General features: G+C 41.9%; 15 protein-coding genes. All 15 read left to right on the top strand.

Annotated elements, in window-relative coordinates; translation table 11 throughout:
* Positions 1-229 precede the first annotated feature (229 nt).
* Complete coding sequence (gene ilvC / locus Q7P05_RS03150) at positions 230-1,237, top strand: ketol-acid reductoisomerase (protein ID WP_004695212.1); 1,008 nt, start codon at positions 230-232, stop codon at positions 1,235-1,237.
* Between the two features lie 145 nt (positions 1,238-1,382).
* Complete coding sequence (locus Q7P05_RS03145; RefSeq protein ID WP_105089680.1) at positions 1,383-1,892, top strand: hypothetical protein; 510 nt, start codon at positions 1,383-1,385, stop codon at positions 1,890-1,892.
* Positions 1,893-2,015: 123 nt separating this feature from the next.
* Complete coding sequence (locus tag Q7P05_RS03140; RefSeq protein ID WP_105089679.1) at positions 2,016-2,477, top strand: DUF3290 family protein; 462 nt, start codon at positions 2,016-2,018, stop codon at positions 2,475-2,477.
* Between the two features lie 12 nt (positions 2,478-2,489).
* Positions 2,490-3,209 (top strand): DUF421 domain-containing protein, encoded by a 720-nt coding sequence (locus Q7P05_RS03135; protein ID WP_105089678.1) that lies wholly within the window; start codon positions 2,490-2,492, stop codon positions 3,207-3,209.
* A 62-nt stretch (positions 3,210-3,271) separates the two neighbouring features.
* A complete protein-coding gene (locus tag Q7P05_RS03130; protein WP_303930383.1) occupies positions 3,272-4,999 on the top strand; it encodes a radical SAM protein in 1,728 nt (575 codons plus the stop codon).
* Between the two features lie 9 nt (positions 5,000-5,008).
* Positions 5,009-5,863 (top strand): peptidoglycan editing factor PgeF, encoded by an 855-nt coding sequence (gene pgeF / locus Q7P05_RS03125; protein ID WP_295217054.1) that lies wholly within the window; start codon positions 5,009-5,011, stop codon positions 5,861-5,863.
* A gap of 130 nt (positions 5,864-5,993) precedes the next feature.
* On the top strand, positions 5,994-6,680 hold the full coding sequence (locus tag Q7P05_RS03120) for a YggS family pyridoxal phosphate-dependent enzyme (RefSeq protein WP_303930381.1): 687 nt from the start codon (positions 5,994-5,996) through the stop codon (positions 6,678-6,680).
* A 51-nt stretch (positions 6,681-6,731) separates the two neighbouring features.
* Positions 6,732-7,229, top strand: coding sequence for a cell division protein SepF (locus tag Q7P05_RS03115; RefSeq protein WP_105089674.1), 498 nt, complete (start codon positions 6,732-6,734; stop codon positions 7,227-7,229).
* A gap of 26 nt (positions 7,230-7,255) precedes the next feature.
* Positions 7,256-8,050: a pyrroline-5-carboxylate reductase gene (gene proC, locus Q7P05_RS03110; RefSeq protein WP_303930386.1), complete on the top strand. Its 795-nt coding sequence runs from the start codon at positions 7,256-7,258 to the stop codon at positions 8,048-8,050.
* A gap of 2 nt (positions 8,051-8,052) precedes the next feature.
* The gene (locus Q7P05_RS03105) at positions 8,053-8,838 is read left to right on the top strand and encodes an RNA-binding protein (protein WP_105084894.1); all 786 of its coding nucleotides are present in this window, start codon (positions 8,053-8,055) and stop codon (positions 8,836-8,838) included.
* A gap of 57 nt (positions 8,839-8,895) precedes the next feature.
* Entirely contained in the window at positions 8,896-9,543 is a 648-nt protein-coding gene (locus Q7P05_RS03100) for a bifunctional precorrin-2 dehydrogenase/sirohydrochlorin ferrochelatase (protein ID WP_303930379.1), read from the top strand.
* Positions 9,512-10,783, top strand: coding sequence for a glutamyl-tRNA reductase (hemA, locus tag Q7P05_RS03095; protein ID WP_303930377.1), 1,272 nt, complete (start codon positions 9,512-9,514; stop codon positions 10,781-10,783). The genes Q7P05_RS03100 and hemA overlap by 32 nt, the downstream gene beginning before the upstream one ends.
* Positions 10,784-10,787: 4 nt before the next feature.
* Entirely contained in the window at positions 10,788-11,726 is a 939-nt protein-coding gene (hemC, locus tag Q7P05_RS03090; protein ID WP_257847005.1) for a hydroxymethylbilane synthase, read from the top strand.
* Complete coding sequence (cobA, locus tag Q7P05_RS03085; protein ID WP_303930374.1) at positions 11,723-13,237, top strand: uroporphyrinogen-III C-methyltransferase; 1,515 nt, start codon at positions 11,723-11,725, stop codon at positions 13,235-13,237. Before hemC ends, cobA begins: the two co-directional genes overlap by 4 nt.
* Before the next feature lie 100 nt (positions 13,238-13,337).
* The coding region (gene hemB, locus Q7P05_RS03080) for a porphobilinogen synthase (RefSeq protein WP_303930372.1) at positions 13,338-13,986 on the top strand (649 nt) is incomplete at its 3' end.

Below are 13,986 nucleotides of genomic sequence, written 5' to 3'. Positions count from 1 at the left end.
TGATCTGCGTACTGTTTGCAGTTTATTGGGCAATTGAACCGGGTGGAGCTAAAAATGGGATAATTCATTTTTTCTTAATACAAAAAGGGTACAAATTTAAGTTGTAGATTAGTCTATTTGACTATTCGATAAATTACGATATACACTACAAATCTTGCATTTATTTGTGAGATTGTGTACAGTATATATATTAAATATTCTATTGAATATATATTGGAGGTTGTCTAGTATGGCAGGTAAAATTTTAGGTACTACAGTTTATTATGATGCAGATTGTAATTTGAGCAAATTGGAAGGCAAAAAAATTACAGTTTTAGGTTACGGCTCCCAAGGTCATGCTCATGCATTGAACTTAAAAGAAAATGGTATGGACGTAACAATTGGTCTTCGTGGCGGTTCTTCTAGCTGGAAAGCTGCTGAAGAAGCTGGCCTTACAGTAAAAGAAACTGCAGAAGCAGTTAAAGGTGCTGACATCGTTATGGTATTGATTCCGGACGAATTACAAGCAGACGTATATGCACAAGATATTGCTCCTAACTTGAAACAAGGTGCATACTTGGCATTTGCTCACGGCTTCAACATTCACTTTGGTAAAATCGTACCTCGTGAAGACATCAACGTATTCATGGTAGCTCCTAAAGGCCCTGGTCATTTAGTACGTCGTACATACCAAGAAGGCTCCGGTGTTCCTTGCTTGTACGCTGTAGAAAAAGATCCATCTGGTGATACTGAAGAAGTTGCATTAGCATGGGCTTCTGGTATCGGTGGTGGCCGTTCCGGTATCTTGGAAACTAACTTCAAATCTGAAACTGAAACTGACCTCTTCGGTGAACAAGCTGTATTGTGCGGCGGTGTTACTGAATTGATCAAAACTGGTTTCGAAGTATTAACAGAAGCTGGTTATGAACCTGTAAACGCTTACTTCGAATGCTTGCATGAAATGAAATTGATCGTAGATCTTATCTACGAAGGTGGCTTCCAAAAAATGCGTCACTCCATTTCCAACACTGCTGAATATGGTGACTACCATGCAGGTCCTCGCGTAATTACTGCAGATACTAAAAAAGCTATGGAACAAATCTTGGCTGATATCCAATCTGGTAAATTCGCTGACGAATTCTTGGCTGATTCCAAAAATGGTCAAAAATTCCTTAAAGAACATCGTGAAGCAGCTGCAAACCATCCAATCGAACCAGTTGGTGCAGAACTTCGCAACTTGATGAGCTGGTTGAAATAAGAGATTACTGTAGTAATTTCTTGATAAGCATAAGCTTACTGAAAGCGACCCCATTTGGGGTCGCTTTTTTATTGAGTAATACAAGTACGTATGATATAGTTAACGTAGAGTTAGTGTAGTATGTTTTGGTATAAGGAGAGATACTATGAGTTCTACAACTATTATTATCATCGTGGCTGTCGCAGTCATTTGGGCCATTTTGTTTGCCGTATTTATGAAGTTCAATAAAAAACGACAAGCCGGTGAACAACAATTTGTACAAGAGAATGCTAATAAAGCGATTCTTCATATTTATGGTAAATCTGTAAAGGTTGATGGTAAGGAGCTTTCTACTATTGATCATAAAACTGGTCAATATGGTCAAGTCATTGTGGCATTAACACCAGGAGAACATACTATTGAATCCGTATATTACACGACGGATAATGTAGGCACTAAAACAAAGAATGTTGAAACACAGCCTGTTACTATCACAATTCCAGTACAAGCAGGTAATGAATATAATGCGGCTATGTATTTCTATTCCGCGGAACAACGTAAGGCGTATTATAAAGGTGACGTTGACGATGCCGTTTTAGAAGTTGAACTAGAATTAGAATCTGGTTTTACAGCGAATACCCATGCTTATATCATCGTGTACCGTGAATGTAAATAAATTAGTATAGAAACTGTTTAATAGAGCTATCGTTGTGGTAGCTCTATTTTTTATAAGTCGTTGTTGGTTATTAGCATATTTATTTGTGATATAATAAAGAATAATATATGAAAGGAGAACAATATGGATTTTTACACGTTGGCCTATGTTGAAAGTCAGGCTGTGACAGGCCAAACATGGGGCTTTATCGTTTTTGTTGCCATTCTTTTAGCACTGCTTGTTCTAGGTGTACAGGTATTGCGAAATGGTTTTACTAATCGCTATCGTGATTTATTGGTTATTTTGTCTTTAGTTGTAGTGTTTTTCTTAGGACTGGAGTATCAAGAATATAACCGAATGAAAACATACTCTGAAGACTCTTCTCGTATGGCTCAATTTCTACATTCGATTAGTACTGATCAATCCATACCAAGTGAACAACTGGCGGTTAACTCCTTAAAGATTCGTAATGGTATGATTTTAAAGGTTAATGATGCTTATTATGAGGTTCAGTTCAACCCAGAGTTTTCAACCTATACGATTACCCGTGTATATAAGGTAAGCCCTACTGATCGAATTCATGATGTTGAGGATGTATTACCATAAGGAGGACCACATATGACAGAAGCTATGGCCGTCTATGGGATGGTCTTTGCCAAACTCGCCATAGGTCTCTTGGCGATTATTTTACAAATTAACTTAATGGGGAAGGGCAATTTAGCGCCAACCTCTGCGTTAGACCAATTACAAAACTATGTACTTGGTGGTATTATTGGTGCCATTATTTACAATGACCAAATTGGTATTTTACAATTTATGTTAGTCCTCATTTTGTGGACTATCCTTGTAATGTCTCTTAAATTCTTAAAAGGTAATCTTCGTTTCTTCAAAACCATTCTCGATGGTCATCCAGTTATTGTAATTGAAAAGGGTCACGTATTAACTGAAGAGTGTATGCGTTATGGCATTCAAGCAGCGGAGCTTAAATTGAAATTGCGTACTGCTGGTGTTCAATATGTAACAGATGTAAAACGTGCTGTACTAGAACAAAATGGTCAGTTAAGCGTTGTTCAATTCGGTGATGAAAATATTAAATTTGATCTTATTGATGATGGTCAAATTAATCACTTTACATTAGCTGTAATTGAAAAAGAACAAGAGTGGCTTGAAAAAGAGGTTGAAAAGCAAGGGTATAAAATAAAAGATGTATATATTGCTGAATACAAAGATGGTGAGGTAGTCATCTATCCGTATGAAAGAAAACATCGTCCTCAAATTGTAAGTGCTTTAAAGACTAAAACTATTTCTACTAAAAATACATTGAAATCTAAATTTTAAAATCTAATATGTAGTATTTTTAAGCCCACTATTCATAGTGGGCTTATATAGAAAGGGAACTAGTGAATCGTAAAGATTTAATTGATCGATTACAAGAATTATATAAAGACGAAGATAGTCGGGTTACTGTAAACCCTCATGCAGGGCAAAAGGTAGCAATCGTCTATCCTAATACATATTTTGTAGGCATGAGTAATCTTGGTCTGCACATTATTTATGAGGAAATCAACTTACGCAATGATAGCGTATGTGAACGCATTTTCTTGCCTGAGAAGAAAGAATTAGAAGCATACGATAAGACTAAGACACCGTTGATGAGTGTTGAAACACAGCGGCCTATGCATCAATTTGATGTGGTAGCCTTTGACGTGACCTTTGAAATGGACTATTTCCATATTCCGTTGATGTTACGTCATGGACGCGTACCTATTATGGGGAAGGACCGCACCGAATTTGATCCTATCGTCATTGCCGGAGGACCTTGTGCGACATTTAATCCTGAGCCCTTTGCCGATTTTATCGATGCTTTCATCATCGGTGAAGGGGAAGGTATCGTTACTGCTGTGTTAGAACGAATTCGCAAGGGTCGTGAGAATGGTGAAAGCCGAGAAGAAACGATTTCTGCACTAGCTCAAATTGATGGTGTATATGTACCTGTTTTATATACCCCTCAATATGACGATAATAAGCGTTTTGTTGGCTATGATATAGCAGAGGGTGCACCTAAAACTATACGACGCCATTTTGAGCCTCTAACGAGTGGAGGTGAAACGGTAATTGCTACGAATTTCACCGAGTTTGGCGCCATGTATATCATCGAGGTAGCTCGAGGCTGTGGCCGTCATTGTCGATTCTGTATGGCCGGCTATTGTTTCCGTGTACCGCGCGTACGACCTTTAGAAATATTAAAAGAAGGCGTAGATAGAGCAGAGAAATTAGGTAAAAAGGTAGGCCTTATGGGGGCCGCTATTTCTGATTATCCAGAGGTAGATGAGTTAGTTACTTATATTCGTTCTAAAGATATGCGCTATTCTTGCGCATCCTTGCGTGCAGATTCTTTGACGCAAGCCGTTGTAGATGGCTTGGCAGATAGTGGGCAAAAGACGATTACCATTGCGCCAGAAACGGGCAGTGAACGATTGCGGCGCGTCATCAATAAGGGCATTAGCGAAGAGCATTTACAAAATGCTGCTACTTTATCTGCTAAGTCTGGTATCCAACATATGCGACTCTACATTATGATTGGGTTGCCAACGGAAACTGATGAGGATATTGAAGCGATTGTAGGTCTGGCAGAACGGACGCAAGCCCATATGGCGGAGGTAGGCTGTAAAGGTCGTTTAACGCTCAGTATCAATCCATTTATTCCAAAGCCTTTTACACCATTCCAATGGATGGCTATGGATCATCAAAAAACGGTGGAGAAAAAACTTCAATATATTAAAAAAGCATTGCAAAAGAACCGTCGTATAGAGGTGCTCGTTGAATCACCTAAAGAGGCGTATATCCAAGGCGTACTAGCTCGTGGTGATCGCCGTCTTGGTGCTGTTCTTGCGGCATGTGCAGCAGATCGTGGCAGTAAGTCCTTTAAGCCTGAAATGAAGGCTGCCGGCCTCGACATGGACGAGATGAACTATCGTGAACGCAGCTTTGATGAATTTTTACCATGGAGTCACCTCGACATGGGGATGGACGATGGATATCTTGAAATGGAATGGAAACGTTCTGTGGATGAAGCGTATACACCGCCATGTGTACAAGGCTGTAAGCGATGTGGTGTATGTAAATAGGAGACACTTATGAATCAATCTGTAAAACGTATAGATGTTAAAGGACCTCATGGTACTTGGTCTTATGAAACTCCTAATTGGGCAGACCATTTTCCTATTACAATAGGTGATACGTACCGTCATGGTGGTGTATCTCAAGAGCCCTATGAATCACTAAATTTAGCCTTTCACGTAGGGGATAAGCCGCAGCATGTTCGTGAAAACCGTGCTATTGTTGCTGAATATTTAGGTGTTGAACCAGAGCGAATCTCTTGTGGTAATCAAGTACATGGTTTAAAGGCTGTGGAAATCACAGAAGGCCTCATAGGGGCAGGTGCCTTTGGAGAGGATACAGCTATAGCCGATTGTGATGCTGTATTTACAAAATTACCGAATGTACCACTATTTTTATTTACTGCTGATTGTGTAGCTGTAGGTATTTATGATGCTAAGCATCACGCTATCGCTACGGTACATGCAGGCTGGCGCGGGGCGATAGGCCATTTGCCTGTACTTACCATTGAGGCTATGAAAGAGGCGTATGGTACGGAGTTCAAAGATTGTTATGTATATCTTGGGCCTAGCATTGGGCCAGAATCCTTTGAAGTCGATGTAGAGTTAGGGAAACGTTTTGAAATAGCTTGGCGTGGTATGACCGACCGTAGTGTGGCTGATATTGTAAACTATCCAGGTGATAAACTAGATAAAGCCTATATCAACTTATGGAACTTTATCGCCGAAGGACTTATGGTGAATGGTGTGCCTAAAGAAAATATCGCTATTGGCGGTACCGATACAGTAACAGATAAAGATTGTTATTCCTATCGTCGGGAATCTGGTAAAACAGGTCGTATGGCTTTATTTGGTATGCTACAAGAACGGTAGTATATACATACATAGATTTATAGGCTTTATAAGACCTAAATGATGTACAATCAATAATAAATACTATATAATAGAATAGTCTATACAAATATATTTTATGGTTTTTAAATATAGATTGAAGGGGAATCACATGATTGAAGAATCCCTACACGCTATACAGCAGCGCATGGCAGATGCTATGGCGCGCGTTGGTCGCGTAGATACAGCATTGTTAGTGGCGGTTACAAAGAACCACCCTGTGTCAGCTGTAGAGGAGGCGGCTAGTCTCGGTGTGACTCATGTAGGGGAAAACCGAGTACAAGAGGCCAAGGAAAAACAGCTCACCTATAAAGGCCCACAATTAACATGGCACTTGATTGGTCATTTACAGGTCAACAAGGTGCGTCAAGCGGTGCCTATGTTTGATTTAATTCATTCTGTAGACAGCCGTAAATTATTAGATGAAATCGAAAAGGTTGCAGCCAAGCACGATAAGGTGCAAGATGTGTTATTGCAAGTTAATGTAGCTCGTGAAGCATCTAAAACAGGCATGACCGTTGAAGAGTTTCCAGAAATACGAGACTATGCAAAGACATTACCTCATGTCCGTGTTCGGGGCTTAATGTGTATGGCACCATTTTTCGATGATCCAGAGGAAGCACGTCCAATCTTCCGCGTAGCAAACGCCTTGTATGAGGATATGAAAGGCTACTTTGAAGAAGGGCAGATTCAATATTTATCTATGGGGATGACTCACGACTTTGAAGTCGCTTTAGAAGAAGGGGCTAACATCGTTCGTGTAGGCACAGCAATTTTTGGGGAACGTGTGTATTATTAAGGCTCGGGTTGCCTAGTAATCGGTAGCGTTATGTATTAGGAGGAAATCCAAATGGCATTGGGAGATTATTTAGACAAAGCAAAAAACTTATTCTTAGGTAAAAATGATGATGACTATGAATATGATGATTATGACTATGAAGATGAAGAGGAATACGAAGCGGAACCTACACCAGTAGCTCCAGTAGCTCCAGTATCCGGCGCATCTGAATTTCATCCACGCAAGGTAGGAGGCCAATCTACGATGACACAACGTCCAACAGCTATGAAAGTAGTTGTAATTGAACCAAAAGTATTTGAAGATTCTGAAAATATTACACATCAATTACGCGACATGCGTCCTGTATTGATTAACTTTGAAAATACAGATCCTCATGAAGCAGCACGTATTGTGGACTTCGTATCTGGTGCGACATTTGCATTGGATGGTAAATTGGAAAAGGTGGGTAAGGACATTTTCATGTGCGTACCTGTAAATATTTCCATTGATTATTCTGATAATGAAAGTAACAAAACTGAGCAAAACGAATACGCTTGGGAAAACAAATAATTTCTCTATAAACGGTGGTGACAACGATGTTAGGTAAAACCTTATGTATTGGCGTTGGCTCGATGGGGGGCGCTTTATTGCGCGGTGCATTACAGCATGGCGTGTTGAAAGCAAGTGATACACATATTCTCGTGCGTCGCGAAGAACAATGTAAGGCTCTTACAGAGGAGCTTGGTGTAGTAGGTTTTACTACATTGCCGAATGTAAACGAGTATAATACGATTTTATTGGCCGTAAAACCACAAGTGTTACCATCTGTATTAGAGACGTTAAAAGAAGTACCTTATGGGACTGTTATGATTTCCGTTGCAGCAGGTATCACCTTAGATACTCTAGATGCAGTGATTCCGCAAGCTAACTGGTTTAGAGCTATGCCAAATACACCGGCTTCTATCGGTGCAGGTATGACGGCTCTTGCAGGGGATGATGTGAATACAGACCTTGGCCGCGATGTACAAGCTTTATTTGAGGCTGTTGGCGAAGTAGCCGTGGTGAGCGAAGCCGATTTGGACCGCTTAGGTGCACTATCTGGTGCGGGCCCTGGCTATATGTTCGTCATTCTTGATGCTTTAGCTGATGCGGGCGTTCGTATTGGATTGCCTCGTCACTTGGCAATCAAGGCAGCGGCTCAAACGATGTATGGTGCTGGTAAGATGGCTCTTGAAAGCGGCAATCATCCAGCAGTACTACGAGATCAAGTAACAAGTCCAGGTGGCACGACCATTGCCGGTATTGGTGCCATGGAAAAAGGTGGACTTCGCAGTGCTCTCCAAGACGGCGTAGTAGCATGTCTTGCTCGGTCGAATGAATTGGGGAAATAATTTTGGCAGATACTAGTAAATTAATACGATATTTTGAAGCCAGTGGTAGTGGTGAGGAAGCTCGCCGCATGCTAGACTTGGCTGAGCAGGTTGTAAAAGGTCGCCCTTATCGCGTGGCGGACTTTACGAGCCCTGCAGGTCTTGTCATTGCAGATGCAATCAAGGCTAACTACCCACAGCTTATCGTTAAGACAGACGGTGGCTATGAAGGGGCGGAACGTATCCGCATCGCCTTTGTAGATAGCGACTTTAACGGTACTGTGGACATGGGCATTCGCGCCCTTAAGGTAAATTGGGATCCACGGTTCCGATTGCTTACCCATCGCGATGTGCTTGGCTCCTTGATGGGGCTCGGCATTGATCGCTCCAAATTTGGGGACGTTATCGTCCAACAAGGGGGCGCTCAGATTATGGTGGATGAAAGCGTGGCTGATTTCGTAATTCAAAACTTTACGAAAATTGCTATGGTTTCTGTATCTGTAGAGGCTATTGACCTATCAGATATTGCACCAAAAGAAGAAAAAATTAAAGAAGTCCGCACTACAGTTGCTTCTTTGCGCTTAGATGCGGTGGCAAGTTCTGGTTTTAGCGTGTCTCGTACTAAATTGGTAAGCGCTATAAATGCAGGATTATTGCAAGTAAACTGGCAACCAGCTAAGGGTGCATCTCAAGAAGTTAAAGAGGGGGATGTGATTTCTATGCGTGGTCGTGGCCGAATGAAGGTAGAAGCCATTACAGGTACATCTCGTAAGGGGCGTATCGGCGTATATCTGAAACGATTCATGTAGGCAATTGAAAATCGGCTTGACCATCAAGCCGATTTTTTTACATATAGTAGGACAACCATGGTATCCATAACATTTCAACCTACAACAGAAGATACAATCCTATTCGTAGGCGGCGGAGAGGTGGCAGAGCGACGAATACAGCTCTTTATTGATGAGCCGTGCAACATTGTGGTAATCGCTCCCACTGTAACAGATAGGATTTGCCAATGGGCAAAGGCTAATCGTATTACCTGGTACGACCGTGCTTTCACAATGGACGATGAACACCACATTATAACGAGCAGTTTGTTCTTTATCTGCACAGATAATGGCGAATTAAACGATACGTTATATGATATGGGGAAAAAACACCGCGTTTGGACTAATCGCAGTGACTCCCCTAGGGCGTGCAGATTTACTGTGCCTTCATCCCTTGAACTAGGCGATCTGCATATCGCTATTAGCGCTAACAACGTAGGACCCCGTATCAATCGCCTCGTAAAGCAAGATATGATGAATCGTTATGGTCAGTTGCAAAAGGCTATGCCTAGACTTAAAATATTTAGAGAAGAAGTAAAGTTACTACTTCCTACCCCAGAGGCTCGACAGAAATTTTGGCGAGACCATCTGACCGTAGAAACTTTTGAAGCCATTCTCAAGGGAGAGTGGATGACTATAGAGGAGAAACTTGACCATGAAATTAGTGGTATTAGGTCTAAATCATAGAAGTGCCGCTGTTGAGGTACGTGAACGTTTCTCGTTTGATAAGGACGAGGTAGCCTCAGCACTGAACCGCCTCTATGAATTTGACTGTGTAGCAGAATGCGTTATATTGTCTACATGCAATAGAACTGAAATCTATGCGGCCTTAGAAGGTGTAGAGTTCCCTAAAGAATATATGCTGGCTGTGTTAAAGGATTTAAAAGGTGCCGACCACATCGATGAAGATGCCTTTTTCTTCTATGAAGAGCGCGATTGCATTGAACATCTATTCCGCGTATCTGCAAGCCTTGATTCCCTTGTGTTGGGGGAAGGTCAAATTTTGAGCCAATTAAAAGGGGCTTATATTCAGGCTTATAGCGCAGGTTGCACAGGCACAATTTTTAATATCTTATTCCAACGCGCTATTAGTGTTGGTAAAAAGGTACGGACGAACACAGGTATTGCTAATACGCCTGTATCCGTTAGCTACACTGCTGTTAACCTTGCGGAGGACAGCCTAGATAAACCGTTATCTGAAGCGACGGTACTCATCTTAGGTGCTGGTACCATGAGTGAGTTGACCGCAACGCACTTACAAGCAAAGGGCGTAAAAACGATTTTTGTATCCAATAGAACCTTTACCAAGGCAGAGGCTTTAGCAGAGCGATTTAATGGTAAAGCTGTTAAGCTCGATAACTTTGTAGATTACGCTAAAGATGCGGATATCCTCATCACATCTACAGGGGCGCCGCACTATATTATTACTGAACGTGAAGCAAAGAAAATTACCTCTCTTCGCAAAGGTGAGCCAATCGTTATGATTGATATTGCGGTACCACGCGATATCGATCCTACCGTAGCTGATATGGATGGCATTTACCTATTTAATATCGACTCTCTTGAAAGTGTAGTCGAAGAAAATAAGGCACAGCGCGAAGAGGAAGCTCGTCGTGCAGAGCCTATCATTCACGATGCTATTGAAGAGTTATTAGATAAATTGAGCTATTTGACTGTGCGTCCTATGATGGCATTGCTCACAGAAAAAGCAGAACGCATTCGCCGTCGTGAGTTACATCGCGCATTAGCGAAATTGCCTGATATTTCTGATAAGGAGCGCCGTATTATGGACTCAATGAGTCGCATGATCATCCGCAAAATGTTACGTGAACCGATGATTCACTTTAACGAAATCGCTGGTACAGAGGAAGAAGGTTTGTACTGGGATTTATTCAAAGATATGTTTAATCTTGAGAAAGAAGGGTAAGGCTATGAGAGACCATATTCGAATCGGCACGCGAAAAAGTGCCCTTGCCCTATGGCAGGCTGAACATATTAGTGCAGAGTTACAACGTCTGTACCCAAACATTACGGTTGAGCTAGTTCACTTTAATACAAAAGGGGATCGTATCTTGGAAAAACCACTGGCTCAAGTTGGTGGTAAAGGTTTATTTACTGCTGAGCTAGAAGAGGCCATGCATAAAGGCGACATTGATATCGCCGTACATAGCTTGAAAGATATGCCTACAGAGTTGCCAGAAGGGCTAACTCTTGGTGCTATCTCTGCTCGTGAAGTGCCTTACGATGCGCTTGTGAGCCCCGTGTATAAAACATTAGATAAATTGCCTCAAGGTGCTCGCGTCGGTACAAGTAGCTTGCGTCGTCAAGCGCAATTATTACATGTCCGTCCTGACCTTAAGGTCGAGGTTATCCGTGGTAATGTACAAACTCGTTTGAGCAAGATTGAAACAGAAAAACTAGATGGCGTTATCTTGGCACAAGCCGGTCTTAAACGGTTGGGCTTAGATGATCAAATTACCCAAGTATTTAAAGCGGATGAAATGATTCCTGCTGTTGGTCAAGGGGCACTTGCTATCGAGTGTCGTGCTGACGATACGGAAATGCTTGAAATGCTAGCTCCTATTAACGACGAAGCTACACGCTATGCCGTTGAAGGGGAACGCAGCTTCTTGCGTCAGTTAAATGGTGGTTGCCAAGTGCCTATGGGTGTACATGGTACTATCAATAAAGGTCAATTGACCTTAAAGGCCATGATTGCGTCCCTCGACGGTAAAACGGTATACGAAGGAGAAATTTCTGGCCCAGCGAAAAAAGCTGAAATTCTTGGTAAAAACCTTGCAAAAGCCTTATATGAAGAAGGTGGCAAACATATTGTGGATGCTCTCATAGAGGAAGGAATCATAAAATGACAGGTATGGTATATCTAATTGGTGCAGGCCCTGGCGATGTTAAGCTCATCACTGTAAAAGGTCGCGAATGCATTGAAAAAGCAGATGTAATTGTATATGACTATTTAGCAGATGCTCATTTGTTAGAATGGGCTCGCCCAGATGCAGAGTTGATCTACGCTGGTAAACAATGTAAAGATCACACAATGCACCAATGGGAAATTAACGAGTTATTAGTTCAAAAAGGTAAAGAAGGAAAAATCGTAGCGCGCTTAAAAGGCGGTGATCCACTCGTGTTCGGTCGCGGTGGTGAAGAGGCGATGGCCCTTGGGGAAGCTGGTGTACCATTTGAATTCGTACCAGGCGTAACATCTCCAATTGCAGCCCCTGCTTATGCAGGTATTCCTGTAACACAACGCGCTATGGCTACATCCTTTGCGGTTGTAACCGGTCATGAGGACCCAACTAAAGCCGTATCTGGTATTCATTGGGAAGGGCTTGCTACAGCCGTAGATACACTCTGCTTTGTTATGGGCGTTGGCAATTTGCCTACCATTGCAGAGAAATTGATGGCTCATGGTCGCCCAGCTAATACACCAGTAGCGCTTGTTCGTTGGGGTACAAAAACAGTTCAAGAGGTTCTTGTATCTACTCTTGAACATGTAGTAGAAGACGTAGAAAAGGCACAATTAAAAGCGCCAGCTATTATTGTAGTAGGCGATGTAGTTAACCTTCGTGAAAAGTTACAATGGTTCGATAATAAACCGCTATTCGGTAAAACTATCGTAGTTACACGGGCGCGCTCTCAAGCTAGTGCATTCCGCGAAAAATTAGCGGCTCAAGGTGCTAATGTAGTAGAAGCGGCAGCGATTAAAACATCTCCATTGGAGTTGTTTGATGAAGATCGTCGTATCATCAATAATACAAAACAATACCAATGCATCGTATTCACATCTGGTGAAGGGGTTCGTTACTTCTTTGATGCTCTTTATAAAGAGGGCAAGGATACACGTGCACTAGGTAACTCTAAAGTGGCTGCTATCGGCTGTGCTACAGCTCGTGAGCTTCAAAAATACGGTATCGTACCAGATATTATCCCTGCAGACTACAAAGCTGAATCTGCTGTAGAGGCTCTTGAAGAAGAACTCAAAGCCGGCGATACTGTACTATTGATTCAACCAAAAGTGGCTCGCGATGTAATTCCACGCTCTTTGCGTCATCATGATATCGATGTAGATATCTTGCGCTTATATGAAACAACACAAGATACATCCCAACAAGAAGCATTGGTAAATGCTTTAACAGCAGGCTCTGTAGATTACATTACGTTTACAAGTTCCTCTACAGTAACTAATACAATCCAATTATTGGGCGATGATGCATTGAAACTATTAGGCAATACTAAGATTGCTTGCATCGGACCTATCACAGCTGCTACGGCTATGAGTGCAGGTCTTAAACCTGCTGTTATCAGCGATGTATATACAACTGATGGCTTAGTTAACGCTATCATAAAAGATGTTAAGGCTTAACAAGGATTGCATATAATTATTTCTGTTTATGGAATAACAATATCTATATGAGCCAGCTTCTAATATTTTAATAGCCCTATAGGGCATATAGGAGGATCACATGTACGATTTAACATACCGTCCTCGCCGCTTGCGTATCAATCCAGAAATGCGTGATTTGGTACGAGAAACGACACTCGACGTAACTGATTTAATTTACCCATTATTTATTGTTCCTGGTGAAGGTATCAAAAAAGAAATCGATACATTACCAGGCCAATACCACTTATCTGTTGATGAAGCTGTAAAAATGGCTCAAGAGGTATATGATCTTGGTATTCTTGGCGTAGAAATCTTCGGTATTCCTACATACAAGGACGAACAAGGTTCCTCTGCATGGGATATGTCCCAACCTGTACAACAAGCTATCAAAGCAATCCGTGCAGCGGTGCCAAATCTATTGGTCGTAGCTGACGTATGCTTGTGCCAATATACTACAACAGGCCATTGTGGCATGATTGATGATCATGAAATCTTAAATGATGAAACATTGCCATTACTTTGTAAAGTAGCGGTGAGCCAAGCGGAAGCAGGTGCACATATGGTGGCTCCATCCGATATGATGGACGGCCGTGTAGGTGCCATTCGTGAAGCCCTTGATGCGGCAGGCTATACCAATGTATCTATCATGAGCTATGCGGCAAAATACGCATCTGCTTACTATGGTCCGTTCCGCGGTGCTGTTAATTCTGCGCCAAAATTTGGTGACC

This window comes from Veillonella dispar, assembly GCF_937975875.1.
Taxonomy (GTDB): domain Bacteria; phylum Bacillota; class Negativicutes; order Veillonellales; family Veillonellaceae; genus Veillonella; species Veillonella dispar_B.
Note: the sequence above shows the minus strand (reverse complement) of the source record. Positions and strands in the feature narration are given on the sequence as shown.

What these genes read in the sequence shown, in the direction of transcription:
- ilvC (WP_004695212.1), top strand. Translation starts at nt 230, where the DNA reads ATGGCAGGTAAAATTTTAGGTACTACAGTTTATTATGATGCAGATTGT.
- Q7P05_RS03145 (WP_105089680.1), top strand. Translation starts at nt 1,383, where the DNA reads ATGAGTTCTACAACTATTATTATCATCGTGGCTGTCGCAGTCATTTGG.
- Q7P05_RS03140 (WP_105089679.1), top strand. Translation starts at nt 2,016, where the DNA reads ATGGATTTTTACACGTTGGCCTATGTTGAAAGTCAGGCTGTGACAGGC.
- Q7P05_RS03135 (WP_105089678.1), top strand. Translation starts at nt 2,490, where the DNA reads ATGACAGAAGCTATGGCCGTCTATGGGATGGTCTTTGCCAAACTCGCC.
- pgeF (WP_295217054.1), top strand. Translation starts at nt 5,009, where the DNA reads ATGAATCAATCTGTAAAACGTATAGATGTTAAAGGACCTCATGGTACT.
- Q7P05_RS03120 (WP_303930381.1), top strand. Translation starts at nt 5,994, where the DNA reads ATGATTGAAGAATCCCTACACGCTATACAGCAGCGCATGGCAGATGCT.
- Q7P05_RS03115 (WP_105089674.1), top strand. Translation starts at nt 6,732, where the DNA reads ATGGCATTGGGAGATTATTTAGACAAAGCAAAAAACTTATTCTTAGGT.
- proC (WP_303930386.1), top strand. Translation starts at nt 7,256, where the DNA reads ATGTTAGGTAAAACCTTATGTATTGGCGTTGGCTCGATGGGGGGCGCT.
- Q7P05_RS03100 (WP_303930379.1), top strand. Translation starts at nt 8,896, where the DNA reads ATGGTATCCATAACATTTCAACCTACAACAGAAGATACAATCCTATTC.
- hemA (WP_303930377.1), top strand. Translation starts at nt 9,512, where the DNA reads ATGAAATTAGTGGTATTAGGTCTAAATCATAGAAGTGCCGCTGTTGAG.
- hemC (WP_257847005.1), top strand. Translation starts at nt 10,788, where the DNA reads ATGAGAGACCATATTCGAATCGGCACGCGAAAAAGTGCCCTTGCCCTA.
- cobA (WP_303930374.1), top strand. Translation starts at nt 11,723, where the DNA reads ATGACAGGTATGGTATATCTAATTGGTGCAGGCCCTGGCGATGTTAAG.